The sequence below is a fragment of the Actinomadura sp. RB99 genome (assembly GCF_014706005.1).
GTDB lineage: Bacteria > Actinomycetota > Actinomycetes > Streptosporangiales > Streptosporangiaceae > Spirillospora.
Window position 1 is genome coordinate 334,070 of record NZ_JABMCA010000001.1, and the last position, 23,667, is coordinate 357,736.

At 73.9% G+C, this 23,667-nt stretch carries 23 protein-coding genes and 1 pseudogene; 10 read left to right on the plus strand and 14 right to left on the minus strand.

Annotated features, from left to right (window positions below):
- Positions 1 to 149: 149 nt before the first annotated feature.
- Positions 150 to 2,474 (plus strand): hypothetical protein, encoded by a 2,325-nt coding sequence (locus amrb99_RS50505; protein ID WP_241755117.1) that lies wholly within the window; start codon positions 150 to 152, stop codon positions 2,472 to 2,474.
- Positions 2,475 to 2,988: 514 nt separating this feature from the next.
- Here the strand turns inward: amrb99_RS50505 and mptB are convergent.
- From mptB to amrb99_RS01745, 3 genes and pseudogenes are all read right to left on the minus strand, one after another.
- Positions 2,989 to 3,765, minus strand: a pseudogene (gene mptB, locus amrb99_RS50510) (polyprenol phosphomannose-dependent alpha 1,6 mannosyltransferase MptB); the annotation flags it as partial.
- 110 nt (positions 3,766 to 3,875) lie between these two features.
- Positions 3,876 to 4,622 carry a glycosyltransferase family 2 protein gene (locus tag amrb99_RS01740; RefSeq protein WP_190851200.1) on the minus strand — a complete coding sequence of 249 codons (747 nt, stop codon included), beginning with the start codon at positions 4,620 to 4,622 and terminating at the stop codon, positions 3,876 to 3,878.
- Positions 4,623 to 4,694: 72 nt separating this feature from the next.
- Positions 4,695 to 5,027: an STAS domain-containing protein gene (locus amrb99_RS01745; protein WP_190851203.1), complete on the minus strand. Its 333-nt coding sequence runs from the start codon at positions 5,025 to 5,027 to the stop codon at positions 4,695 to 4,697.
- 288 nt (positions 5,028 to 5,315) lie between these two features.
- Between amrb99_RS01745 and amrb99_RS01750 the strand changes: the two genes are divergently transcribed.
- Positions 5,316 to 5,687: a hypothetical protein gene (locus amrb99_RS01750; RefSeq protein ID WP_190851206.1), complete on the plus strand. Its 372-nt coding sequence runs from the start codon at positions 5,316 to 5,318 to the stop codon at positions 5,685 to 5,687.
- Between the two features lie 68 nt (positions 5,688 to 5,755).
- Here amrb99_RS01750 and amrb99_RS01755 read toward each other — a convergent pair whose 3' ends face one another.
- Complete coding sequence (locus amrb99_RS01755; protein ID WP_347256489.1) at positions 5,756 to 6,871, minus strand: HAMP domain-containing sensor histidine kinase; 1,116 nt, start codon at positions 6,869 to 6,871, stop codon at positions 5,756 to 5,758.
- Entirely contained in the window at positions 6,868 to 7,635 is a 768-nt protein-coding gene (locus amrb99_RS01760) for a response regulator transcription factor (protein ID WP_190851389.1), read from the minus strand. The genes amrb99_RS01755 and amrb99_RS01760 overlap by 4 nt, the downstream gene beginning before the upstream one ends.
- 102 nt (positions 7,636 to 7,737) lie before the next feature.
- Here amrb99_RS01760 and amrb99_RS01765 point away from each other — a divergent pair, with 102 nt between their 5' ends.
- The 4 genes from amrb99_RS01765 to amrb99_RS01780 all read left to right on the plus strand — a co-directional run bounded on the left by amrb99_RS01765 (position 7,738) and on the right by amrb99_RS01780 (position 11,201).
- Entirely contained in the window at positions 7,738 to 8,493 is a 756-nt protein-coding gene (locus amrb99_RS01765; RefSeq protein ID WP_190851209.1) for a hypothetical protein, read from the plus strand.
- Between the two features lie 120 nt (positions 8,494 to 8,613).
- Entirely contained in the window at positions 8,614 to 8,784 is a 171-nt protein-coding gene (locus tag amrb99_RS01770; RefSeq protein ID WP_173097526.1) for a hypothetical protein, read from the plus strand.
- 80 nt (positions 8,785 to 8,864) lie between these two features.
- Complete coding sequence (locus tag amrb99_RS01775; protein WP_190851211.1) at positions 8,865 to 10,421, plus strand: long-chain-fatty-acid--CoA ligase; 1,557 nt, start codon at positions 8,865 to 8,867, stop codon at positions 10,419 to 10,421.
- Between the two features lie 111 nt (positions 10,422 to 10,532).
- Positions 10,533 to 11,201, plus strand: coding sequence for a hypothetical protein (locus amrb99_RS01780; RefSeq protein WP_190851213.1), 669 nt, complete (start codon positions 10,533 to 10,535; stop codon positions 11,199 to 11,201).
- A 22-nt stretch (positions 11,202 to 11,223) separates the two neighbouring features.
- Here the strand turns inward: amrb99_RS01780 and amrb99_RS01785 are convergent, their stop codons facing one another.
- On the minus strand, positions 11,224 to 12,126 hold the full coding sequence (locus amrb99_RS01785) for an endonuclease/exonuclease/phosphatase family protein (protein WP_190851215.1): 903 nt from the start codon (positions 12,124 to 12,126) through the stop codon (positions 11,224 to 11,226).
- A 214-nt stretch (positions 12,127 to 12,340) separates the two neighbouring features.
- A complete protein-coding gene (tuf, locus tag amrb99_RS01790; protein WP_190851217.1) occupies positions 12,341 to 13,525 on the minus strand; it encodes an elongation factor Tu in 1,185 nt (394 codons plus the stop codon).
- Between the two features lie 350 nt (positions 13,526 to 13,875).
- Here tuf and amrb99_RS01795 point away from each other — a divergent pair, with 350 nt between their 5' ends.
- Positions 13,876 to 14,778 (plus strand): haloalkane dehalogenase, encoded by a 903-nt coding sequence (locus tag amrb99_RS01795; protein ID WP_277819785.1) that lies wholly within the window; start codon positions 13,876 to 13,878, stop codon positions 14,776 to 14,778.
- Positions 14,779 to 14,785: 7 nt separating this feature from the next.
- On the opposite strand, the gene amrb99_RS01800 is transcribed toward amrb99_RS01795, so the two are convergent.
- A complete protein-coding gene (locus amrb99_RS01800; RefSeq protein WP_190851221.1) occupies positions 14,786 to 15,655 on the minus strand; it encodes an LLM class flavin-dependent oxidoreductase in 870 nt (289 codons plus the stop codon).
- Positions 15,656 to 15,688: 33 nt separating this feature from the next.
- Positions 15,689 to 16,582, minus strand: coding sequence for a chlorophyllase (locus amrb99_RS01805; protein ID WP_241755118.1), 894 nt, complete (start codon positions 16,580 to 16,582; stop codon positions 15,689 to 15,691).
- Positions 16,583 to 16,768: 186 nt separating this feature from the next.
- Here amrb99_RS01805 and amrb99_RS01810 point away from each other — a divergent pair, with 186 nt between their 5' ends.
- Complete coding sequence (locus tag amrb99_RS01810; RefSeq protein ID WP_190851225.1) at positions 16,769 to 17,350, plus strand: TetR/AcrR family transcriptional regulator; 582 nt, start codon at positions 16,769 to 16,771, stop codon at positions 17,348 to 17,350.
- A 99-nt stretch (positions 17,351 to 17,449) separates the two neighbouring features.
- On the opposite strand, the gene amrb99_RS01815 is transcribed toward amrb99_RS01810, so the two are convergent.
- Positions 17,450 to 18,442, minus strand: a complete 993-nt coding sequence (locus amrb99_RS01815) for a sigma-70 family RNA polymerase sigma factor (protein ID WP_206699741.1) — start codon at positions 18,440 to 18,442, stop codon at positions 17,450 to 17,452.
- Between the two features lie 167 nt (positions 18,443 to 18,609).
- Between amrb99_RS01815 and amrb99_RS01820 the strand changes: the two genes are divergently transcribed.
- Entirely contained in the window at positions 18,610 to 19,194 is a 585-nt protein-coding gene (locus amrb99_RS01820) for a dihydrofolate reductase family protein (protein WP_190851228.1), read from the plus strand.
- Positions 19,195 to 19,230: 36 nt separating this feature from the next.
- Here amrb99_RS01820 and amrb99_RS01825 read toward each other — a convergent pair whose 3' ends face one another.
- The 3 genes from amrb99_RS01825 to amrb99_RS01835 are packed head-to-tail and all read right to left on the minus strand — an operon-like array spanning position 19,231 to position 21,485.
- Positions 19,231 to 19,746 carry an SRPBCC family protein gene (locus amrb99_RS01825; RefSeq protein WP_190851230.1) on the minus strand — a complete coding sequence of 172 codons (516 nt, stop codon included), beginning with the start codon at positions 19,744 to 19,746 and terminating at the stop codon, positions 19,231 to 19,233.
- Positions 19,743 to 20,123, minus strand: coding sequence for a metalloregulator ArsR/SmtB family transcription factor (locus amrb99_RS01830; protein ID WP_190851232.1), 381 nt, complete (start codon positions 20,121 to 20,123; stop codon positions 19,743 to 19,745). The genes amrb99_RS01825 and amrb99_RS01830 overlap by 4 nt, the downstream gene beginning before the upstream one ends.
- A gap of 33 nt (positions 20,124 to 20,156) precedes the next feature.
- Positions 20,157 to 21,485 (minus strand): MFS transporter, encoded by a 1,329-nt coding sequence (locus amrb99_RS01835; protein WP_190851234.1) that lies wholly within the window; start codon positions 21,483 to 21,485, stop codon positions 20,157 to 20,159.
- A 65-nt stretch (positions 21,486 to 21,550) separates the two neighbouring features.
- Between amrb99_RS01835 and amrb99_RS01840 the strand changes: the two genes are divergently transcribed.
- Positions 21,551 to 22,774, plus strand: a complete 1,224-nt coding sequence (locus amrb99_RS01840) for an arginine deiminase (protein ID WP_347256490.1) — start codon at positions 21,551 to 21,553, stop codon at positions 22,772 to 22,774.
- 153 nt (positions 22,775 to 22,927) lie between these two features.
- Here the strand turns inward: amrb99_RS01840 and amrb99_RS01845 are convergent, their stop codons facing one another.
- Positions 22,928 to 23,473, minus strand: a complete 546-nt coding sequence (locus amrb99_RS01845) for an ATP-binding protein (RefSeq protein ID WP_347256491.1) — start codon at positions 23,471 to 23,473, stop codon at positions 22,928 to 22,930.
- Positions 23,474 to 23,667: the final 194 nt, after the last annotated feature.

Genomic DNA, 23,667 nt, shown 5'->3' on the forward strand with positions numbered 1-23,667 from the left:
GTAATCGGGCCCACCGGGCCGGGGCCCGATCGGTGGCCCAGCCCGAAGGATATGCACCCGGGAAGCGCGCCGCGCGCGGCGTCCCGGAGCGCTCCTGCCCTGCGCGGAGGCCCGGCGCGCCATGGTGAAGCTCTTGTAACCTGAGCGCCATGACGCAGCGGGGGGCGAACATCGGGATTCTCGTCGCCGCCGTGGCCCTCTTGACCGCCGTGCTCGCCCCGTCGGCGGCGAGCGCCGCGACGGCGCCGGCCGCCGCCTCCGCCTCCGTCTCCGCCTCGGCCCCCGCCCCCGCCTCCGCCGCGCGGGCCGCCGCGATCAGCGGACGCGTCGTGATCATCGGGATTCCGGGCCTGATGTGGAGCGACGTCACCGCGGAGACGACCCCGGCGCTGTGGGGCCTGACCCGCGACGGCTCGGCGGGCGGGCTCAGCGTCCGCACGACGCGGACCAGCACCTGCCCCACCGACGGCTGGCTGACGCTGTCGGCGGGCCAGCGGTCCCGGCTCGCGCACGGCGACTGCGCGCTCCCCCCGAACCCGATCCTGCCGGGACAGCCGTCCCCCGCAGGCACGCCGCCCGCCGGCGGCGCGGTCGCGCCCGGCTGGCCGGCGATCAAGAGCGACAACGCGGGCACCGGCTACCACGCGCAGATCGGCCTGCTCGGCGACGCCGTCCACGCGGCGGGCGGCTGCACCCTCGCCGTCGGCCCCGGCGCGGTGTTCGCCGCGGGCGACGGCGGCGGCCGCGTCGACCGCTACGTCCCGTCCACCGACAAGGCGACCTCCGCCGACTGGGCGCGCTGCCCGCTCGCCGCCGTCGACGTGGACGAGGTGTTCCGCGCCTACCTCAACGCGGGCGTCGACCCGCACGGCGACCAGGTCCCCGTGCCCGACCGGAAGCGCGCCGCCGCCGCGTCCGCCGCCGACCGGCGCGTCGCGCAGGTGGTGAGCCAGGTCCCGGCGGGGACGACGATCCTGGTGGCGGGCCTGTCCGACACCGGCGTCAACCCGCACCTGCGGGTCGCCGTGGCCAAGGGCGGCGGCTACGGGCCCGGCCTCCTCACCTCCAGCGCGACCCGGCAGGACGGCCTGGTCACGCTCACCGACCTGACGTCCACGGTGCTCCAGCAGCTCGGGCTCAAGGAGCCGCAGCAGGCCGTCGGGTCCGCGTGGCGGTCCCAGCACTCCGGCGACTCCACGGCGACGCGCGTCGAGGACCTGGAGGACGAGGACGTCGCCGCGCAGGCCATCCGCGCCGTCCAGACCAACTTCTACTGGGTGCTGTTCGCGACGCAGCTCGTCCTCTACGGGATCGCGGCGCTGGCGCTGCGGCGGCTCGGCAACGACCCGCGCTCGCGGGCCCGGATCCTCGGCGGCACGCGGGTGATCGCGCTGCTCGGCGGAGCGGCGCCCGGCGCGTCGTTCCTGGCCGGGCTGATGCCGTGGTGGCAGGCCGCGCACCCGACGCCGGTGCTGATCTGCACGGTGCTCGGCTTCGCGGGGCTGCTGACGGGCGTCGCGCTGGCCGGCCCGTGGCGCCGGTCGACGTTCCTGCCCGGACTGGTGATCACCGCGGTCACCGCGGTGGTGCTCGCGCTGGACGTGATGACCGGCTCGTCGCTCCAGCTCAACACGCTGATGGGGTACACGGCGCTGGTCGCCGGGCGGTTCTACGGGTTCGGGAACCAGGCGTTCTCGCTGTTCGCGGTGGCCGCGATCCTGACGGCCGCGTGGGTGTGCGAGTTCCCGCTGCGCCGCCACCGCGCCGAACCGGATCCGGGCGGTCCGGCCGGGGCGACCCGCCGCGCGAAGGCCGTCTCGGTGGGGATCGTCGCGGCGGTCGGGCTGCTCACCGTCGCGGTCGACGGCCTGCCGGCCTGGGGCAGCGACTTCGGCGGCGTCATCGCGATCACCCCGGCGTTCGCGATGCTCGGGATGATGATCACCGGCAAGCGGGTGTCGCCGGTGAAGCTCGGCGCGTTCTGCGTGGCCGGGATCGCGCTGGTGCTGGCGATCTCCTGGTGGAACTCGCGGAGCGCCAACCCGACCCACATGGGCCGGTTCTGGCGCGACCTGATGGACGGCAACGCCTGGGACGTCGTCACCCGCAAGTTCGACGCGATGCTGAACAGCCTCGGGTACTGGCCGTTCACGCTGGCGCTGGCCGCCGCGCTGGTGTTCCTGCTCTTCGTGCTGGCGCGGCCGACGCGGTGGCGGGCGGTGTCCCTGCTGCACCGCGCCTACCAGCACACCCTCACGATGCGTCCGGCGCTGATCTGCGCGCTCGCCGTCGGCATCATCGGGACGCTGGTGAACGACTCGGGCGTGGTGATCCTGTCGGTGGCGTTCAGCCTGGCGACCCCGCTGATGCTGGCGGCCGGGGTGCGCTCGCTGGAGATCGACCTGGACGCAGGCACTGAACAGCCAAGGCCGCAAGAACCGCGAGCAGCGTCCACGGAATCACCGTCGGCCTGACGACGGTGAACAGCCACGACAGATCGTGCGGCATCCCGATGCGCTGCGGCGCGCGCGCGGGAAGGTAGGCGAGGCTGAGCGCGGCGGTGTGGGCCAGCAGGATCCAGTCGATGCGCGACAGGGGCAGCAGCGCCAGCAGCGCCCAGCCGAACCCGTCGTACCAGGGGAGCACGTAGGGCGCGGCCAGCAGCCACGCCATGACGAACGCCGTGGCCATCCGCCGGTTGGCGACCTGCCCCGGATGCTCCGCCAGCGGGTCGTCCTTCGGCAGGCCGCGCGCCAGCAGCAGGAACAGGACGATCCCGAGCAGCAGCGAGCCGGTCTTGATCACGTCGCGCTGCGAGCCGCGGCCCAGCATCCGGTCGAGCAGGTGCCAGGGGGTGGCGAACGACACCATGTTGCTCGCCTCCCGTACCTGGTCGAGGGCGTGCGGGCCGGCCAGCGCGTACGCGGTCGCGGCCGTCGCGGCGGCGCCGCCGGCCAGCGCGGCGAGCCCGCCGAGGGCCCGCCACCGGCGGCCCTTCCAGCCCTCGCGCACCAGCGCCCACGCCGGGCCGCCGCCCGCGAGCGCCGCGGGCATCTTGATCGCCCCGCCGACGCCCGTGAGGACCCCGGCCGCCAGCGCGCGCCCCCACATCCGCCACCGTCCGCCGGTCGCGTACGTGTCGAACACCGTCAGCGCCGCCACCATCGGCGCGATCGCCAGGACGTCGTTGTGCGCGCCGGAGATCAGGTGGAACAGCAGGAGCGGGTTGCACGTCCACAGCAGCGCGGTCCGCAGCCGCCGGTCCTCGTCGCGGGACGTCCGGTAGAGGATCAGCGCGGTCACCGCGAACGCCAGGACGTTGAACACCGACAGCACGAACACCGTCAGCCGCACCGAGCCGCCGCCGATCCACGACGCGACCGCCTGCTCCCCCGTCGCGATCGGCCCGTACACCGACGGCGTCGACCGCCACTCCTCGGGCGCCCCGGCCACCGGGTCCTTCGGCAGGTCCACCGCGCGGGTCTCGTACGGGTCGTGCCCGGTCGCCGCCATCCGCCCGTACGACGCGTAGTTCAGATGGTCGGTCGACCCGACCGGCGGCATGAACATGAACGCGACCGCCGCCAGCAGCCCCGCCGCGACCAGCGGGAACGCCCGGACGCGCCAGCCGCGCCGGACGGCGGTGAAGCACAGCGCGAGGCCCGCCGTCCCGGCCGCGACCCCCGCCACGACGAGCCCCAGCACCAGGTACGGCGACGGGTGCACGTCCAGCGAGTACGGCGGCTCCCCGAACCGCGCGTCCATCGCGGGCTGGAAGGCGGACGGCCCGAGCAGCGCGGTGGCGAGGAAGCAGGAGAGGGAGGCCCCGATGGCCCACAGCCCGGCGGTCCCCGGCCGCGCGGGACCGGGGCTGGTCACGTGCGGTGGCCGCGCAGGCGGGCGAGCCGTCCGGCCACGACGGGCTCCCGCACGGCCAGCGCCCTGGCCACGTCGCGGAACTGCCGGCCGCGGTGCAGCTGCGCGCGCCAGTCGGTGCCGGTCGCGCGGTGCGCCAGCGGCACCTCCACCTCCGCCACCCGGAAGCCCTTGCGCAGCAGGTCGATGGTGAGGCCGGTCTCCACGCCGAACCCGGCGGCGAGCGGCAGCGCGGCGTCGAACGCGGCGCGGGTCAGGCAGCGCTGGCCGTTCAGCGGCTGCGTCGCCTCCCAGCCGGTGGCGCGGCGGATGCCCTCGCGGGACAGCCGGACGACGAACCCGTGCCCGCCGAGCTTCACCGTCGAGGAGAACGCGGCGATCGTCATGTCGGCCTCGCCGGCCAGCACCGGCGCGACGAGCGGTGCCGCCTCGGCGGCCGTCTCGGCCAGGTCGGCGTCCAGGAACAGCAGGTGGCGGGGCTGGTCACGGCCGTCGTCGAGGAGCCGGACGGCCTCCGCGCCGGTCTCCATCGCGGCGCCCTTGCCCCGGTTGCGGGCGTGCCGCACGACCCGGGCCCCCGCCTGCGCGGCCACCGGCCCGGTTCGGTCGGACGAACCGTCGTCGACGACCACGATCAGGTCGGCCCCGGGCAGCTCCTGCGCGGCCTTGACGGTGGCCGCGATGCGGTCGGCCTCGTCCTTGGCCGGGATGATCACCGCTACACCCTGCGTATCCGCCTCCTGCATATCCGCGATCGTAGTCGGCGTGCGGGCATGGCGCCGTGAACAACCGGCGACGGCGGGACGACCGGCGGCCGATCAGTCCAGGGCGGGCGCCGCGTCGTCGGTCACGGTGAACACGGTGTCGAGCCCGGTGACCTGCAGGATCCGCTTCACGGCCGGGCGCGGCGCGGCGAGCTCCAGCGAGCCGCCCTGCTCCTTGATCCGCTTCATGGCCGAGAGCAGCACGTTCATGCCGGTCGAGTCGCAGAACTCGACGCCGGCCAGGTCGACCACGATCCGGTCGACATCGCCGCGCAGCAGCCCCGCGAGGGCCGCCTGCAGCCTGGGCGCGGTGTACAGGTCCAGCTCGCCGGTCGCTGTGACGACGGCGTGACCTCCCTGAGACGCGGTCGAGACATTTAGCTCCACGTCCGGCACACTATCTCGACTCCGCTCCATGAGCCAGACAGTTCGCCAAGTCGCGTGTGGCGCGGGCGTGTCCCTGGCGCGGCGCCGTCCCGTCCACCCCGTACGCTTTGAGTACTACGCACCGTGATGTCGTGATTTCGGGCTCGGACGGGGCCCGTCACCGGTTCGCGAGCGGCCCCTGAGCCGTCCCGGCGCGGTCCCAGGGGAACTCCCCGTTCCCCCTTCGCGGACGTCCCGAGTAGGGAAGGCTGGCCCCGTGCAACAGCGGCATTGGGGGGTGCGCGGCACGTGAAGGCCGACCGAACGACCGACCCGAGGCACGCGCGGCTGCGCGAGCGCCTGGACGCGATCCGCGCGCGCTCCGCGAAGTCCACCTCGTGGCGCACGTCCACGCAGTACCTGTCCCGGCTGGTGAACCGGGACGGCTTCGTCCCGGTCAAGACCCGGCTGACCCGCGAGGACCTCGCGTTCCTCACCGGCGCCCGCGAAGAGGTGATCGCGCTCGCCGAGCTGGGCACGCGGATCCTCGACCTGCACCGGCCGCAGGAGGCCGGCGGCATCACCAGCGACCCCGACAGCCCCATCCGCCGCTGCCGCGCCTGCATGTGGCGCTGGCCCTGCCCCACCTTCCGCGCGATCGACGACTCCCTTGACCGTTGAGCTGCGGCGTGTCGCCGTCATGACGCGCTCATGACGGCGACAGGCCGCAGCTCAACAGCGATGGGAGATCAGGTGGGGAGGGGGAGGCGGACCTCGAAGCGGCAGCCGGCACCGGCGTTCGCGACGCCGATCTCGCCCGCGTGGGCCTCGACGATGCCGCGCGCGATGGCGAGGCCGAGCCCGGCGCCGCCGCCCGGCGTGCGGGCCGTCTCGCCGCGGAACGCCACGTCGAACACGCGCGGCAGGTCGGCCTCCGGGATGCCGCCGCAGGCGTCCGCGACGGTCACGCGGGCCTCGCCGCCGAGCACCTCCCCGGTGATCTCGACGGCGCCGTCGCTCGGGGTGTGCCGGATCGCGTTCACCACCAGGTTCCGCAGCGCCCGCCCCAGCTCGCCCGCGTCCACGTGGACGGGCAGCCCCGCGCGGACGTCCCCGCTGATCCGCACGCCCTTGGCCCGGGCGAGCGCCTCCGCGCCCGCGACCGCCTCGGCGACCAGGTCGGCGAGGCCGACGCGCTCCCGCGACAGCCGCAGCGCGCCCGCGTGGATCCGCGACAGCTCGAACAGGTCGTCCACCATCTCGGCGAGCCGCTCGACCTCCACCCGGATGCGGCCGTGGTAGCGGCGGACGGTGCCGCCGTCGGCGACGACGCCGTCCTCCAGCGCCTCCGCCATCGCGCGCAGCCCGGCGAGCGGGGTGCGCAGGTCGTGGCTGACCCACGCGACCAGCTCGCGGCGGCTCGCCTCCAGCGCCTGCTCCCGCTCGTGCGCCGCGGCGAGCCGGTCGTAGGCGGCCTCCAGCTCCCGCGACAGCTCCGCCAGCTCGGCGGGCAGCGGGCCGGCGGGCCTCCGGAACCGGTCCGCGCGGACGGCCTCGACCAGCACCCGGTTCGCGGCCACGAGCCGCCGCCCGAGCAGCACGGACACCACCGTCGCGACCAGCCCGGCCGACACGACGACCGTCAGCACGACCGACCGGTCATGGTCGTTGATCAGCATCAGGACGGAGATCACCAGGATGCCGGAGACGGTCGCCAGCACGGTCGCCGCGGCGACGACGGCCAGCTGGATCGCCACCGACCGGGCGCGCAGCAGGCGCAGCAGGCCGAGCGCGACCGCCGTGATCACCAGCGCGGCGAGGGCCGCGGAGAAGACGACCAGGAGCAGGTCCGGGAACGGGATCACCGGCCCGCCTCTCCGGCCTCGGCCCCGGTTCCGGCCTCGGCCCTGGGCTCGGCTCCGGCCTCTGCGGGCTCGTACCGGTAGCCGACGCCCCAGACGGTGACGATCCGGCGCGGCGCCGTCGGGTCGTCCTCGATCTTCTCGCGCAGCCGCCGGACGTGCACGGTCACCGTCGAGGAGTCCCCGAACGACCAGTCCCACACGCGTTCCAGCAGCTCGTCGCGGGTGAACGCGCGGCGCGGGTGGCGCATCAGGAACGCCAGCAGGTCGAACTCGCGGGACGTCAGCGCGAGCGGCGCGCCGCGCAGCCCCGCCTCGTGCGCGCCGACGTCGACGACCAGCTCGCCGTCGCGCAGCGGGCCCGCGGGGACGGTCGGGACGAGCGCGCCGCGCGCGCGCCGCAGCACCGACCGCACGCGCAATGCCAGCTCGCGCGGGCTGAACGGCTTGGTCACGTAGTCGTCCGCGCCCGTCTCCAGGCCCACGAGCCGGTCGGTCTCCGCGCCGAGCGCGGTCAGCATGACGATCGGGACCGCGGAGGTCTCGCGCAGCCGCCGGCACACCTCCAGGCCGTCCATCCCGGGCAGCATCAGGTCCAGGACGACCAGGTCCGGCGCCTTCTCGCGGGCGCGGCGCAGCGCGGTGGGGCCGTCCGCGACGCACTCCACGTCGTGGCCGTCGCGGGCCAGGTAGCGGGCGACGACATCGGCGACGGTCGGATCGTCGTCGACCACCAGCACGCGGCCGGCGTGGTCTTTCGGCGGCATCATCCGTTCACGTTACGGGCACTCGCGCCGGGTCCACTCCAACTGTCACCACTCCGTAAGGCTTCGCCTGCGGCTGCGAACGATGACCGCTTTAATGGGCGAATGTCCCAGTCTCGTCCCGCGACGTCCACGGGCGGCGCGATCGCCATGGTCCTGGTGGGCGGTGCCGTCGCCACCGGGCTCGTCACCCTGCTGGCCGCGTTCGCCTCCTACCCGTCCCCGGAGATGCTGAGCTTCCGCGCCTCGACGGGGTTCTACCTGGTCAACTGCGCGCTCTGCGGGCTCGTCACCGCGCTCGGGCTGCTGCTGTGCCGGCCGCGCGGCCCCCTCCCGCCGATCCTCGCGGCGGTCTCCGCGTTCGTGGCGTTCGAGGTCGGCAAGCGCATCGGCGCCACGCTGGCCCTGATGATCGGGCTGGAGCGCATGCCGGACGGCATGGTGAGCGCGATCATGAAGCCGCACTTCAACAAGTACCTCGCGTACGAGCTGCTGGCCGTGGTCATCGCGGGCGGGATCGCCGCGCTGCGGGTCGGGGCGAGCGGCGGCTTCGGGCCGGGCGGGCAGCGTCCGCCCGCGTGGACGGGACCGCAGCCGGCGGTCGGCTTCGGCCAGCCGCAACCGGGCCAGCCCATGCCAGGGCAGCCGGGGCAGCCGGGGCAGCCGGGGCAGCCGCCCATGGCCTACCCCGGACAGCCTCCGACGGCGCCTCCCGGCCGGCCGTACGGCGCGCCCGCCGGGCAGCCGTCCTTCGCGCCCCCGCCCGGTGGCGCGCCCGCACCCGGCAGCCAGCCTCCGCCGCCGTCAGGGCGGCCGCTCGACGCGCCGCCGCCCGCCGACCAGCCGCCGCCCCCGAGATGACCCCGGGTGGTCCCTGGCCGGCTCTCAGGGTCGGCCTCCGCCGAACGTCCAGAGGTAGCGGGGGCGGCTTCGTACCGGAGGGTGATGCCCTGCCCGCCATGACCGCATACGGTGAGGGGCATGGGTAAGACAATCCTGACCATTGTCGGCGTGGTCCTCGCGATCTGGCTGCTGATGACGGTGATCGGCGCGATCATCTCGATGCTGAAGTTCTTCTTCTTCATCGGGTTCGTCGCGGTCATCGTCGTCCTCGCGGTGACCCTCGTGTCCAAGATGGCCCGAAGCAGGTAGCGCTTCCCCCCTTGCGGGGCTTCGCCGATGACCGCATGATGCCGGGACAACCAGGCGGTCATCGGCGAAAGGGACCTACCGTGCCGGGTCTGACGGAGATGCTGCGCGAACGGGCGCTCGCGCAGCCGGACCGCGTCGCCTACATCGCGGGCGAGACGAGCCTCACCTACCGCGAGTTCGACCGGCGCGCCGACCGGGCCGCCGCCGCCCTCGCCGCCGCCGGCGTCGCGCATGGTGACCGCGTCGCGATCCTCGACAAGAACTCGCTCGAATACGTCGAGCAGCTGTTCGGCGCGGCGCGGATCGGCGCCGTCCAGGTGCCCGTGAACTACCGGCTCGCCGCCGACGAGGTCGCCTACATCGTCAACAACGCGCAGGCGAAGGTCTTCATCGTCGGGCCCGAGTTCCTTCCGGTGCTGGACGCGATCGCCGGGAAGCTGGAGCACACCACCCACACCGTCGTCATCGGCGGCGAAGGGCACGCCCACCTCGACTACGCCGCCTGGATGGACGCCGCCGACGCCGACCCGCCCGCCTACGAGGGCGCGACGTCGGACGTCTTCGTGCAGCTCTACTCGTCGGGCACCACGGGCCTGCCCAAGGGCGTGATGCTCACCCACGACAACTTCCTCGCCGCGCTCGAGGTCACCAACGACGCCTGGGACGTCGACGACGCGACCGTCCTGATGGTCGCGATGCCGATGTACCACGTGGCCGGCAACGTGCTGACGATCTCGGTCGTCTACAACGGCATCACCGGCGTGATCAGCCGGGAGCCGGATCCGACGGAGATCGCGCGGGCGATCGAGCGGAACCGCGTCACGCACATCTTCCTGGTCCCGGTGCTGCTGCAGTTCATGCCGCTGATCCCCGAGGTGACGGCGTGCGACCTGTCGAGCCTCGAGCTGATGCTGTACGGGGCGTCGCCGATCAGCGAGGACGTGCTGCGGGGCGCGATGCGGATGCTGCCCGGCACCGACTTCATGCAGGTGTACGGGCTGACGGAGGTCACCGGCGCGATCACGATGCTGCCCGCGGAGGACCACGACCCGGACGGCCCGAACGCGCACCGGCTGCGCAGCGCCGGGCTGCCGAACGCGGGCTGCGAGCTGCGCATCGTCGATCCGGCGACGGGCGAGGACGTGCCGACCGGGCAGGTCGGCGAGATCGTCTGCCGGACCGCGCAGAACATGAAGGGCTACTGGGGGATGGCGGAGGCGACGGCGTCGGCGCTGTCGGCCGACAACTGGTTCCGCACGGGCGACGCGGGCTACCTCGACGAGGACGGCTACCTCTACATCCACGACCGGGTCAAGGACATGATCATCTCCGGGGGCGAGAACATCTACCCCGCCGAGGTCGAGAACGTCCTGATGGGGCATCCCGCCGTCACCGACTGCGCGGTCGTCGGCGTGCCCGACGAGCGGTGGGGCGAGACGCCGAAGGCCCTGGTGGTGCTCTCCGAGGACGTCCCCGAGCAGCAGATCATCGACTACTGCCGCGAGCGCCTCGCGCACTTCAAGTGCCCGACGTCGGTGGAGCGCCGCGACGAGATCCCGCGCAACCCCACCGGCAAGATCCTCAAGCGGGAGCTCCGTGCCCCCTACTGGCAGGGCCGCGACCGGGGCGTCCATTAGCGCTCTCCAAGCGCGGACGGGATCGCGGCAGCAGGATCCGACTTTACTCCCGACAATCACGGACCGTGTCAACACGGTGACAATCGGTTCCGCCGCCGCGAGACTGGCTGTGTGACGGACTGGTACGCCAACGGCATCTCGATCGCCTCCCTCGGGACGACGATCGTTCTGGGGGTGCTCCAGCTCCGCAAGGGCGGCGAGCGGCGTGCCGCCCCTCCGGAATGGCCGGACGATCCGGGCGGCCCGCTGCCGGAGGTGCCTCCCGCCGGGGGCGGGAGGCCGTTCCCGAGAGGCGGCGCCGCCTTCCCGCCCGATCGGCCGCCGCCCGGGCACGGGCCGTTCCCGTTCCCGCCTTCGCCGCCGGAGCCGCCGGGCCCGGACTCCGCCCCCTCACCGCCGCCGCCTCCGCCGCGTTCCCCCAGGTGGCCGGCCTCACCGCGGAGGGCGTTCCGCTACGCGATGAGCACCACCGCGGTGGCCGTCGCGCTGTTCCAGTTCCTGTCGATCAGCCCCGCCGTCCAGTCCGCGGTCGCGATCGGCCTGCTCGCCGCCGTGCTGGCCGTCTGGCCCGCGCGCAGGTCGCGCGGCGGGACGTCCGACCGGCTCACGGGGCTTCTCCTGCTCCTCGTCGGCCTCGCGAGCAGCATGGCGGTCCTCGCCGTGCCGCTGGACCCGATCCTGCGCCTGCCGCAGGTCGTGGTCGCGCTGATCGTTCCGTGGTTCCTGCTGAGCCGTCTCACGGACCGGGGCCCGGCGTGGCCGCCGGACGAGCGGGACTAGCGGCGGGGTCGGTGCGGCGGGGTCAGCGGAAGCGGATCATCGCCGAGACGGGACGGTGGTCGGACGACTTGTCGGCGCCGGCCGGCACCGTGCACGACACGGTGGCCGACCTGGTCATGAACAGGTAGTCGTCCTTCTCCACGGCCGTGCCCTGCCAGTTCTGCAGGGTCTTCGCGCCGGTGCGGGACGTCCCCGACTGGTCGCACTCGGCGTAGGCGCGGTACAGCGGGTCGAGCGCCGCGTTTTCGGGCGGTTCGGCGAGGTCGCCGCCCGCGACGACGCGGGTGCCGGTCCCCGCGAGCGAGGCGAAGGCGCGCCCCTGCTTGCGGCGCCACTCGCCCTGCGGGTCCTCGGCGGGCGAGCTGAACTGGGTGACGCACAGGCGCGTCCGCCACGCCCCGGCCTCACCGCACAGGGCGATGCGCGGACGGCCGGACGGCGACGGCAGCCGCGTCTGCTGGACTCCGCTGACCGCCACGCGCGCGCCGAGCGCGATCCCGAGCTTCCCTTGGCCGCCCACGCAGGACGGCCCGTCCGGGTACGCGGCGAACTGCCAGCTCCACGAGGCGAACCAGGACGCCTTCTTCAGCGCCTGCACCTGCCCCGAGCAGATCTCCTGGAGGAACGCGGCGTTCGCGTGGACCTTCCGCCCGCCGACCTCGGTGACGTGCAGCTGCGCGGCGACGCGCTTCGCGAGCTCGGCGGGCCGGGCGCCGAGCGGGCAGCCGGCCTCCGGGGCACCGCAGACGTTCCAGTCCACCGCCGTGATCGCCGCTTTGGGCGGCGGTTTGCGGACGGCGCCGTCGGCATGCGCCGGGCCGCCGCCCGGGAGTCCGTCGATGTCGGCGCCGACGCCCGCGGCCGTGACGACGGCGGCGGCTCCGCAGACCGAGAGCAGGGGAATCAGAGCGCGGGGGGCTCGCACACGTTCTCCATGAGGGGGGAAATCAGCGGGGATGTTGGGAGAGATCCCACCACATCGCGATCTTGTCCGCCAGCGATTCGCGACCGTCCGGTCATGCATGCGGCGCCCCTTTTCGGACCGCCCCGAACTCCGAACGCGACAAAGAACGATAAGTCGATAAATAGACGGGGTCCGGCGGGCCGTCACCGGCCCGCCGGACCCCTCCTCCGCCGCCCTAGCCGAGCAGCTCGACCACCGTTCCGGCGCCGACCGTCCGGCCGCCCTCCCGGATCGCGAACCCGAGCCCCTCGCTCATCGCGACGGGCCGGCCGAGCTCGACGGCCATCTCGACGGAGTCGCCCGGCATCGCCATGCCGCCCTCACCGCCGAGGTCCACGCCGCCGACCACGTCCGTCGTCCGGAAATGGAACTGCGGCCGGTACCCGTGGAAGAACGGCCTGCTCCGGCCGCCCTCCGCCGCCGTCAGCACCCGGACCCGCGCGCGGAACCGGGTGTGCGGCCGGATCGCGCCCGGCGCCGCGACCACCTGGCCGCGCCGCACCTGGTCGCGCCGCACGCCGCGGAGCAGCATCGCGGTGTTGTCGCCCGCCTCGGCGTGGTCCATCGACTGGCCGAACGTCTCCAGCCCCGTCGCGACCGAGCCGAACGACGCGCCGAGCCCGACGACCTCCACCGCGTTCCCGACCCGGACCGAGCCCTGCGCCACCACGCCGGTCACGACGGTGCCGCGCCCGGTGATGGTGAGCACGCTCTCCACCGGCATGAGGAACGGCCTGTCGAGCACCCGGTCCGGCACCGGCACGTACGCGTCGATCGCGTCGAGCAGGTCGCCGATCCGGGCCGTCCAGTACGGGTCGCCCTCCAGCGCCTTCAGCCCGGACACCCGGACCACGGGCACCTCCTCGCCGGGGAACCCGTACTCGGTGAGCAGCTCGCGCACCTCCAGCTCGACGAGGTCGAGCAGCTCGGTGTCCTCGACCATGTCGGCCTTGTTGAGCGCGACGACGATGTGCCGCACGCCGACCTGGCGCGCCAGCACGATGTGCTCGCGCGTCTGCGGCATCGCGCCGTCCTGCGCCGAGACGACCAGCACCGCCCCGTCCACCTGCGCCGCACCGGTGATCATGTTCTTCACGTAGTCGGCGTGACCGGGCATGTCGACGTGGGCGTAGTGCCGGGTCGCGGTGGAGTACTGGACGTGGGCGACGTTGATGGTGATGCCGCGGTCGCGCTCCTCGGGGGCGCGGTCGATGCCCTCGAACGGCACGGCGGACGCCAGCCCGCGCTCGGCCAGCACCTTCGTGATCGCCGCGGTGAGCGTCGTCTTGCCGTGGTCGACGTGGCCCATCGTGCCGATGTTCAGGTGCGGCTTGTCCCGCTCGTACAGCTTCTTCGCCATGTTCTCTTCGTCCTCACGATGATCCGAACGTGAGAACCCGCGCGCGCCCCTGCGGGCGCGCAGCGTTCGCTTGGCCAACCCCCCTCCGCTGGTTCTCCGGAGGCGGGACGGAGAGGGGTCAGCGTCGGACGCCGTCGTCGGCGATCGCCGCTGCCGCTGCCACGAGGAAGGCAGCCGGCACCGCGCTCAGCAGGCAGTCGCCTGCGAGCGTCCGGGTGCCGGCTGCGAAGAACATGCTCCGCACACTACGAAGCGCTCCGGAAGAAGTCGATCGATTTTTCGCGGGGAGGCGTTGCGTTGGTTCGACCAACAATGTAACTTCATTGGTGACGCCAACGTTGGCGCCACCAATGAAACGGGAGGCTTCCATGCCGATGATCGACGTGCTCGACTCGACGATGTACTACGAGGAGACCGGGGACGGCGCGCCCGTCGTCTTCCTGCACGGGAACCCCGGCTCGTCGCGCCTGTGGCGGCGGGTGCTGCCCGCGATGGGCGGAGCCGGGCGGCTGCTCGCCCCCGACCTCATCGGCATGGGCCGCTCGGGCAAGCCGGACGTCCCCTACCGCTTCGACGACCACGCCCGCTACCTGGACGCCTGGTTCGACGCGCTGGGCCTGGAGGACGTCGTGCTGGTCGGCCACGACTGGGGCGGCTCGCTGGCCTTCGACTGGGCGGCCCGCCACCCGGGGCGGGCGCGCGGCGTCGCGTTCTTCGAGACGATCGTCAAGCCCGTGTCCTGGGACGAGCTGGGCGACGCGCCGCGCGCCCGCGCCGAGATGATCCGCGGCCCCGAGGGCGAGAAGCTGGTCCTCGGGACGAACTTCTTCGTGGAGACGGCGTTCACCGGCGGCGTCCTCACCCCGCTGGGCGAGGAGGAGCTCCGCCCGTACCTGGAGCCCTACCCGACGCCGGAGAGCCGCCGCCCGATCCTGCAGTGGGCGCGCTCGCTGCCGATCGACGGCGAGCCCGCCGACGTGCACGCGCGGGTCGAGCGGTACGACGCGTGGCTGGCCGCCAGCCGCGACGTCCCCAAGCTGCTGATCACCTTCGACGGTTCGCCCACCCTGGCGATCACCCCGGAGATCGCCGCGTGGTGCGCGGAGCACATCGCGAACCTGGAGATCGAGCACGGCGGCGCGTCCGGCCACCACGCCGCCGAGGACCGCCCGGACACCATCGCCGCCGCGGTCACCGCCTGGGGGCACCGCCACGGCCTGCTCGCCGCCCGGCCCGCGGAGGCCGCCCGGTGAGGTCCGGTCAGCCGGACGGCTTGATCACTTCGTCGGCGAGCCACCGCGCGGCGCCGTCCGGGTAGGGCGCGGGCAGAGAGAGGACGAAATGCCGGAAACCGGCGTCGAGCGCCTCACCGATCGCGGCCCTGGCGGCGCCGGGCTCGTCGTAGGAGACGGGCAGGTGGATGGAGCGGGTGATCGAGGCGGGGTCGCGGCCGATATCGGCGCAGTAGCGGTCGAGCAGCGCGCTGCGGGCGGTGACGTCCGCGATGTCCCCGCCGGGGATGTTCCACAGGTCGGCGTGTTCGGCGACCACACGCAGCGTCGCGGACGAGCGGCCGCCGATGAGGATCGGCGGGTGCGGGCGCTGCACGGGCTTGGGGTTGCCGAACGCGCCGGTCAGCCGATGGTGGGCGCCGGCGAAGTCGAACGGCTCAGGCTCCGTCCACAGCCGCCGGATGATCGTGCACGCCTCGGCGAGGCTCTCCACGGAGTGCTCGAAGCCGTGGAAGGGCAGGCCGTGCGCCTCGTACTCCCGGCGGGCGAGCGGGTGGCCGGGGCGCGAGCCCGCACCGATGCCGAAGTCGAGCCGCCCGCCGGAGACGATGTCGACGGTGGTGGCGATCTTGGCGAGCATCGCGGGCGGGCGGAACCGGTTGCTGGTCACCAGCAGGCCGAGGCGCAGCCGCCGGGTCCGCGCCGCGAGCGCGGACAGCAGCGTCCAGCCCTCGAAGGCCGGGCCGTCCGGGTCGCCGCCGATCGGCATGAGGTGGTCGAACAGCCAGGCGTGGCCGATCTCGGGGATCGCGTCGGCCTCGCGCCAGACCCGCAGGATGTCGTCGTAGCCGACCTGCATCGGCGCGGTCATGATCCCGAAACCGGGTGATCGCGGCATGGGCCGTGGCTCCTTTCGATGGACGGGATTCGCCTACTTGCTTTCGAGGCGTCCGAGCGGGCGGGGGTCGTTCTCCAGCGCGGAGCGCGCCTCCTGCCAGGCGGTGCCGTCCGGGTGGAGGACGCCGCGCAGGTAGGCGGTGGTGAGCCGCTGGACGAGGGCGACGCGTTCGGGGTTCTCGTCCGTCGTCTCCGCGACCTCGTATCCCGCGACCCCGCCGAGCGAGTGCTCCGCTCCGAACAGCGTGAGCAGGGTCTTGTCCTTCGGGCTGAGGACGTAGGGGTCGGTGAACCAGTCCGGCCCCCGGGTGGTCAGGGGCGACCGGTCGTGGTCGCCCGCGACGATGAGCGCGGGCGCGGTCATGCCGTCGAACGACGGGTTCATGAAGGGGAAGTGCTCGGCGGCGAACGCCGACAGGTCCGTTCCGCCCCGGCCGGTCAGGGCGAGCAGCACGCCCGCCTTCACGCGGGGGTCGGACAGGTCCTCACCGGGGACGCCGCCGGAGTCCAGGACACGCGCGCCCAGCAGCATGCTGGCCGTCTGCGCTCCCCAGGAGTGCCCGGCCACCGCGATGCGGTCGCGGTCGAGCCGTCCGGCGAGGCCGGGAACGGCGGCCTCCAGGGCGTCGAGCCCGTCGATCACGCGCTTCAGGTCGTCGACGCGCAGGCGCCAGATCCGCGGCGTGCGGGGGTCGTCGGCCGGGAGGCCGAGCCGCCTGGAGTCGAGGTGGGTGGGCCGGACGACCGCGAAGCCGTGCGCGGCCCAGTGGTCGGCGAGCGGCGCGTAGCCGTCCATCGACCAGCCGAAACCGTGCGAGAAGACGATGACGGGCAGGGCACCGCCGGTCGCGGGCGCGGACACGCTGACCTGGAGGTCCTCGCCGCGGTCCGGGGCGGGCAGCACCACGGGCCTCGCGGTGGTGGTCATGGTTGGAGCGTTCGACATGGCACGGCTTTCGTTAGGGAGATCGAGGAGGGCCGGCGGCGCAGGGGAAGCGCGGCGCAGGGGGAATTGGTGGCCCGGCTCGCGCTCTGGCATCATGGTTAAGCGGGACGATGTCCCATTTAGACGATACGGAACGATGTCCCGTTTAGCAACCCACCCGTCGGAGGCATGGTGAAGGACGGCCAGCGCGCGGCCCGGCCCAGGCGGGCGGACGCCCGGCGCAACGAGGAGGCCCTGCTCGACGCGGCCGCCGAGATCTTCGTGACGTCGGGCGTGGAGGCGCCCGTGCGCGACATCGCGGCGAAGGCGGGCGTCGGGACGGCCACGATCTACCGCCACTTCCCGACGCGGGCGGACCTCATCGTGGCCGTCTACCGGCACCAGGTCGAGTCCTGCGCCGAGGCCGGACCCGCCCTGCTGGAGGAGAGTCCGACGCCGTACGCGGCGCTGGGGCGATGGATCGACCTGTTCGTGGACTTCCTGGTCACCAAGCACGGGCTCGCGGCCGTCCTGCGGTCCGACACCGCCGGGTTCGAGACGCTGCACGCCTACTTCCTCGAACGCCTCGTCCCCGTGTGCGCACGGCTGCTCGACGCCGCGGCCGACGCCGGCGAGATCCGGTCCGGCATCGGCGCGTACGAGCTCATGCGGGGCATCGGCAACCTCTGCATCGGCGCCGAGAGCGACGACCGCTACGACGCGCGCCGCCTCGTCGGCCTGCTGATCGCCGGCCTGCGCCCGCCCCGGTGACCCCCCCGGTCCCGGCGACCACCCGCCTCGATGACCGCCCGCTCCGGTGGCCGCCCGCCCGGTGATCGCCGGGCGCGGTGATCGCCGGGCGCGGTGCGGCTAGCGGCTCGGAAGGGAGCGCGGCAGGCCGAACGACGGGAGCACGCTGTTCTCGAAGCGGGTCATGGCGCTGATCCGGCCGCCCGCGAGGGTGAGGACGTACAGGCCGGTCCCGTGGCCGACGCCGGTGGGGGCGCGCAGGTAGCTCCCGAACGCCGGCTGGCCGTTGGCGCGCGTCGGCACGAGGTCGAACCGCCGGCCCGCGCCGAACAGGCCGGCGCAGAAGCCCGCCACGACGCCCCGCCCCTCGTACTCGAAGGGCAGCGGCGGCATGGACACGAAGGCGTCGTCGGTCAGCAGCGCCACCAGCGCGTCGACGTCGGCGGCCTCCCAGGCGCGGACGAAGCCCGCCACGACGGCGTTCTCGGCGGGCGACCCGGCGGCGGGCGGCGGTTCCGCGCCGGCCTGCGCCGCCTGCCGCCGCCGCAGGCCGGTACGCGCCCGCTTCAAGGCGCTCTTCACCGAGTCGACGGTCGTGTCCAGCATCCCGGCGACCTCGTCCGCGTGGAATCCGAGCACGTCGCGGAGGATGAGGACGGCGATCTGGCGCGGCGGCAGCGCCTGGAGCGCGGTCACGAACGCCAGCGAGACCGACTCGGTCCGCTCGTAGCGCGCCTCGGGACCGAGCGGCACCGGCGGCGCGCCTTCGAGGAGGGCGTCGGGGAACGGCTCCAGCCACACGACCTCGCCGAGCCGGGTCGGTTCGGGCGGCTCGACGCCGGGGATGTCCCACGCCTTGGCCGGGCGCCGCGCCGCCGAGCGCAGCGTGCTGAGGCACCGGTTCGTGGCGATCCGGTAGAGCCAGGTGCGGATGGAGGAGCGGCCGTCGAACCCGCCGAGGCCCCGCCAGGCGTCCAGCAGCGTGTCCTGGAGGGCGTCCTCCGCGTCCTGGAACGAGCCGAGCATCCGGTAGCAGTGCACCTGCAGCTCCCGGCGGTGCGGCTCGGTCAGCGCGCGGAACGCCTCGCCGTCCCCGGCCCGCGCCCTTGTCATCAGGTCGGCTCCCATCGGTCCTCGCCACCCCTCGTCCGCGGCCGTTCGCCTTCCATCCTGTACGGACGCCGGCCGGGGCCCGAAAGGGGCGGCCCGCGGCCGCCCCCTTTCCGCGACACGCGGCATCTGCATCGGTGACGGCAACGACACCGGATGGGAGAAGCACCATGGGAAGGATCGTCATCAGCGAGAACGTCTCGCTCGACGGGGTCATCCAGATCGCGGACGACGGCGCGGACGGCACCAGGTTCGGCGGCTGGTTCGACTGGATGCGGGACGAGGACCGCGCCGCGTGGGCCGAGACCGAGGCCGCGGAGGCGATGGGCGCCGAGGCCCTGCTCATGGGCCGGCGCAGCTACGAGTACTTCATCGCGCGCGGCTGGCCGACACGGGGCGGCGCGTGGGCGGACCGGCTGCGGAGCCTGCCCAAGCACGTCGTGTCCTCGACCCTGGAGGACCTCGGCTGGGAGAACACCACCGTCCTCGGCGGCGACCCCGTCCACGAGATCTCGACGCTGAAGCAGAAGGTGGACGGGGACATCGTCGTCTACGCCAGTAGCCGGCTCGTGCACGCGCTGATCGAGCACGACCTCGCCGACGAGCTGAGGCTGCTGGTCTTCCCGTTCGTGCTCGGGGCCGGCGAGCGGCTCTTCGGCGGCACGAGCGGCAAGAAGCCGATGCGGCTGGTGGGCACCCGCATGGTCGGCGACGGGATGCCCCTGCTCACCTACCGGACCGTCCGGGAGCCCTAGCCGCCGCCCTTCGCGCCCCGGTCCCCGGCCCCGGGTTCAGCCCTGGCCGGGGATCGGGGCGCCGGACGGCAGGCCCGCCGCCACGTACGCGTCGTACTTCGGCTGCCAGGCGGGCTGCTCGGCGGCGCGGTCCTCGGCGAGGGCGTCGAGCGCGGCCAGGCACACGTCCCAGCCGGCCGCGTTGCGCGCCGCCGTGTCGCGGGCTTCGAGGATGTTGGTGAGGACGAACCGGGTCCGGCCGCCGTCGAGCGGTTCGAGGTCGAAATGCAGCTCGTCGCCGCCCCAGCTGAACGCGAGCCGGCGCGGCGGGTCGAAGTCGATGATCCGGCCGCTCGACGTCGCCTCCGGCATGTTCGGGTCGCCGGAGAAGGTGATCGCGCCGCCCGGGACCGGATCGATGGTGATCTTCGGGGCCGGGAACCAGTGCGCCAGCTCGGCGGGGTCGGCGACCATGCGCCAGACCCGCTCCACCGGGTGGTCGTAGATCCGCTCGAAGCGGACGGCCGGGCGGCCGCCGATCTCGAGGTAGCCGCCGGGATTCGTGATGATCATGGTTCGCCTCTCTCGGTGGCGCCGGTGCCGGGCCGGTCGCCGGACGGATCGCCCGGGGCGCCGGGCGGGTCGTCCGGCGCGTCCAGCCGGTCGCCCAGCGCGTCCAGGCTCGCGTTCCACAACCGCCGGTAGGGCGCCAGCCAGGCGTCCAGCTCCGCCATCGGGGCGGGCCGGATCGCGTACAGCCGGCGCTGCGCGTCCCGCTCGACATCCACCAGCCCAGCCTCGCGCAGCACGCGCAGGTGCTTGGACGTGCCGGGCTGGCTCAGGCCGCAGGCGCGGGCCAGGTCGCCGACCGGGCGCGGCCCCTGCAGCAGCCGGTCGAGGATGGCACGCCGGCCGGGGTCGGCGAGCGCATGCCAGACCGCGGTTGCCATGTCGTTCAATATGCCTCACCTGGAATATAACCGTCAAGGAATAGAGCGAGGTCGGCGCGGTCGCAGCAGGATCCAGCCGGACAGCGCGCCGGCGAACTGGAGCGACGCGATCGCCAGCACCAGCCCGACCGGGCCGACCGCGTCCGCGCACGCGGCGGTGAGCGCCGCGCCGAGCGCGGACGCGCCGATCTTCAGGCTGCCGCCGGTGGTGTTGACCTGGCCGAGCCGGTCCGGCGGCGACTCGCGCTGGCGGAGCATCAGCGTCGCGGCGAACACCGGCCCCTCGGCGAGCCCCGCCGCGCAGAACGCGGCCATCGCCCACGGCACCGACGGGACGACCGCGAGCGCCGCCAGCGCGGCGCCGAACGCGACGAGCCCGCCGACCAGGACCGGCTCGGCGTGCCGGGGCGTCAGCCAGCGGCTCGACGCCAGCGAGCCGAGCAGCGACCCGACGGCCATCGCCACCAGCAGCCGCCCGCCCGCGCTGGGCGCGGCGCCGATGTGCCCGGCGAGCAGCACCGCCGTCACCGCGACGCCGCCGAACCCGAGCCACGCGAGCGTCGTCGCGACGGTCAGCGCGCGCAGCACCCGGCCCCGGACCAGCACGAACAGCCCGCCCACGAGCACGTCGGCGAGGCCGGACCGGGCGTCCTCGGCGACCTCGCCGATGTCCCGCTCGGCGACCGCGCCCTTGCCTACTTCCGCGACCCGTCCCGCCTCGGCGGGCCTTCCGGGCTCCGCGGGACCGCTCGGCTCCGCAGGACCGCCGGGCTCGGCGGGACTGCCGGGCTCGGCGGACGCGGGGGCCGGTCCGGCGAAGGGCAGCAGGGGGAGGACGCAGAGCCCGAGGACGGCGCTCGCCACGATGCCCGCCCCCGCGTACCGGCCGCCCGCGAACGAGGCGACGCCCGCCGCGAGACCGGGGCCGACGATCGCGGCGACGTTGTAGCTCGACGCCTCCAGCCCGTACGCGCGCGACAGCCGGTCGGCCGGCACGAACCGCGGCAGCAGGCTGGTCAGCGCCACGACGATCGGCTCGGCGCAGCCGATCACGGCCGCGACGCACAGCGCGGCGACCAGCGGCGAGCCGCCCGCCATCGCCAGCAGCAGACCGGTCGCGGCGACGTAGGCGAGGGCCAGCGGGACGACGGCGCGGCGCGGGCGCGCCATCCGGTCCAGCGCGTTCCCGATCACCGGCCCGCTGACGACGTACGGCAGCGTCATCGCGGTCTGCAGGTAGCCGGCGGTGGCGGCGTGCCCCGTCCGGGCCTGGACGGTCAGGACGAGCGCGGTCGCGACGCCCTCGGCGGACACCCGCAGCAGCGTCGCGGCGGTCAAATGCAGTGAAAGCCCCCGGATCACCCTCGGATCGTGGCACAGGAACGGGCCGGAGGCTCCGGCGGAACGGGCCGACTTAGACTTCTGGTGTGACGCAGACAACGGGGACGACGGCACCGGACGTGCACGAGCACCGGGTGACCAGCGAGGTCGGGCGGCTGCGGACGGTCCTGCTGCACCGTCCGGGCGCGGAGCTGAAGCGGCTGACGCCGCGCAACAGCGACAAGCTGCTGTTCGACGCGATCCCGTGGGCGAGCCGCGCGCAGGAGGAGCACGACGCGTTCGCGGAGGCGCTGCGGGAGCGCGGCGTCGAGGTGCTGTACGTCACCGAGCTGCTGCAGGACGCGCTGGAGTACGAGGCGGCGCGGGAGCAGGCGATCGCGGACGCGATCGTCGACCTGCGGCTCGGCGACCAGCTGCGCCGCGTCGTGGAGGGGTACCTGCGCGACCTCGACCCGGAGGACCTGTCGCAGACGCTGGTCGCGGGGCTGGCGCACGAGGAGCTGAAGTCCGGGCACGGCCTGGTGTACCGGCTGATGGACCGGCTCGACTTCATCGTGGACCCGCTGCCCGGCCTGCTGTTCACCCGCGACAACAGCGCGTGGATCGGCGACCGGGTGGCGGTGACGAGCCTGGCGATGGAGGCGCGGCGCCGGGAGGCGCAGCTCACCGGGCTGATCTACGCGCACCACCCGCGGTTCGACGGGGTGGAGCCGGTGTACTCGCCGGCGCTGGAGCATCTGGAGGGCGGCGACGTCCTGCTGCTGTGCCCGGGGGTGATCGCGGTCGGGACGGGCGAGCGGACGACCCCGGCGGGCGTGGAGCGGCTGGCCCGGCAGGTGATCGGGGCGGGGCTGGCGCACACGGTGCTGGCGGTGCCGATCGCGCAGGAGCGGGCGACCATGCACCTGGACACGGTGTGCACCATGGTCGACGTCGACACCGTGGTCATGTACCCGCCGGTCGCGCACTCGCTGACCGCGTACACGGTGACGCTGGACGACGGCGACCTGCGGGTGGCGGAGCCGCGCCCGTTCCTGGAGGCGGCGGCGGACGCGATGGGCCTGGACCGGCTGAAGGTGATCGACACCGGTCTGGACCCGGTGACCGCCGAGCGGGAGCAGTGGGACGACGGGAACAACACGCTCGCGGTCGCGCCCCGGCTGTGCGTGGCGTACGAACGCAACATCGAGACGAACGCGCAGCTGGAGGCGTCGGGGATCGAGGTCATCCGGATCAGCGGCAGCGAGCTCGGCACCGGGCGGGGCGGCCCGCGCTGCATGTCCTGCCCGATCCTCCGCGACGCCCCCTGACGACGGAGCCCCCGTGACGGGGGGCTCCTCCGGACGACGAAAGGCCCCGGCGATGCCGGGGCCTTTCCCACGTTGGACGCTCGGGCGGTGTCGACGGGGGCACGACAGCGCCCGAGCTTGTTGAGGACCATACAAGGTGCGGCAGTGGTCCTTCTAGGCGGGGTATGCCCTACTTGGGGCCACCTCATTCCTCGTTCCGTTGTAGAAGCCTTCGTCTGGTTCGTCCATGAGGTCCGGAAAGTCGGCGAGGTCGGGCACGACGGTGTCGGAGTGCGCGGGCGAGACCGCGTCCTCACCGCCGTTCGAGCGCGGCGTGCGCAGCACGGCCCACACGGTGGTGGCGCCGTCCTCGTGCCGGACGCCCCAGCCCTCCGACAGGGCCTCGACGATGCCGAGCCCGCGGCCGCCGAGCGAGGACAGCGTGCCCGGGCCGCGGCGCGGCTCGGTCATCGCGCCCCCGTCGCTGACCTCCAGTTCCAGGACGTCGCCCCGGCACAGCCAGCAGACCCGGACCTGCCCGGAGGGCAGCGGCCTGGCGTGCCGCAGGGCGTTGCTGATCAGCTCGCTGACGATGACGCTGGCATCGTCGACGACCGACTCGTAGACCCCCGAGGCGGCCAGCTCGGAGCTGAGGCGCTTGCGGGCGACCGCGACGCTGGACGGCGCGTGTGGCAGCAGTACGACGCTCGACGCCCTCACCTCCCCGTGGTTCCGCTGTCTCGGACCAGTCCCGTCGCCGCTCTTCCGGTACGACCGAAATGCCCTGATGGCCTGGGCCGGAAACCTGAGCGATTCAGTTTGCCACCTGCACAACGAGTCACCGGCCGTTCGGTCACGGTGATCACCCCCGTACGCGGCGTCGGAGCCCGGTGCGGGACGGCGATCCCGTCACC

Excerpts from the sequence above, each read along its gene's own strand:
- amrb99_RS50505 (WP_241755117.1), top strand. The coding sequence starts at position 150 with ATGACGCAGCGGGGGGCGAACATCGGGATTCTCGTCGCCGCCGTGGCC.
- amrb99_RS01740 (WP_190851200.1), bottom strand. The coding sequence starts at position 4,622 with ATGCAGGAGGCGGATACGCAGGGTGTAGCGGTGATCATCCCGGCCAAG.
- amrb99_RS01760 (WP_190851389.1), bottom strand. The coding sequence starts at position 7,635 with ATGCCGCCGAAAGACCACGCCGGCCGCGTGCTGGTGGTCGACGACGAT.
- amrb99_RS01765 (WP_190851209.1), top strand. The coding sequence starts at position 7,738 with ATGTCCCAGTCTCGTCCCGCGACGTCCACGGGCGGCGCGATCGCCATG.
- amrb99_RS01770 (WP_173097526.1), top strand. The coding sequence starts at position 8,614 with ATGGGTAAGACAATCCTGACCATTGTCGGCGTGGTCCTCGCGATCTGG.
- tuf (WP_190851217.1), bottom strand. The coding sequence starts at position 13,525 with ATGGCGAAGAAGCTGTACGAGCGGGACAAGCCGCACCTGAACATCGGC.
- amrb99_RS01795 (WP_277819785.1), top strand. The coding sequence starts at position 13,876 with ATGAAACGGGAGGCTTCCATGCCGATGATCGACGTGCTCGACTCGACG.
- amrb99_RS01800 (WP_190851221.1), bottom strand. The coding sequence starts at position 15,655 with ATGCCGCGATCACCCGGTTTCGGGATCATGACCGCGCCGATGCAGGTC.
- amrb99_RS01805 (WP_241755118.1), bottom strand. The coding sequence starts at position 16,582 with ATGACCACCACCGCGAGGCCCGTGGTGCTGCCCGCCCCGGACCGCGGC.
- amrb99_RS01810 (WP_190851225.1), top strand. The coding sequence starts at position 16,769 with ATGGTGAAGGACGGCCAGCGCGCGGCCCGGCCCAGGCGGGCGGACGCC.
- amrb99_RS01815 (WP_206699741.1), bottom strand. The coding sequence starts at position 18,442 with ATGACAAGGGCGCGGGCCGGGGACGGCGAGGCGTTCCGCGCGCTGACC.
- amrb99_RS01820 (WP_190851228.1), top strand. The coding sequence starts at position 18,610 with ATGGGAAGGATCGTCATCAGCGAGAACGTCTCGCTCGACGGGGTCATC.
- amrb99_RS01825 (WP_190851230.1), bottom strand. The coding sequence starts at position 19,746 with ATGATCATCACGAATCCCGGCGGCTACCTCGAGATCGGCGGCCGCCCG.
- amrb99_RS01830 (WP_190851232.1), bottom strand. The coding sequence starts at position 20,123 with ATGGCAACCGCGGTCTGGCATGCGCTCGCCGACCCCGGCCGGCGTGCC.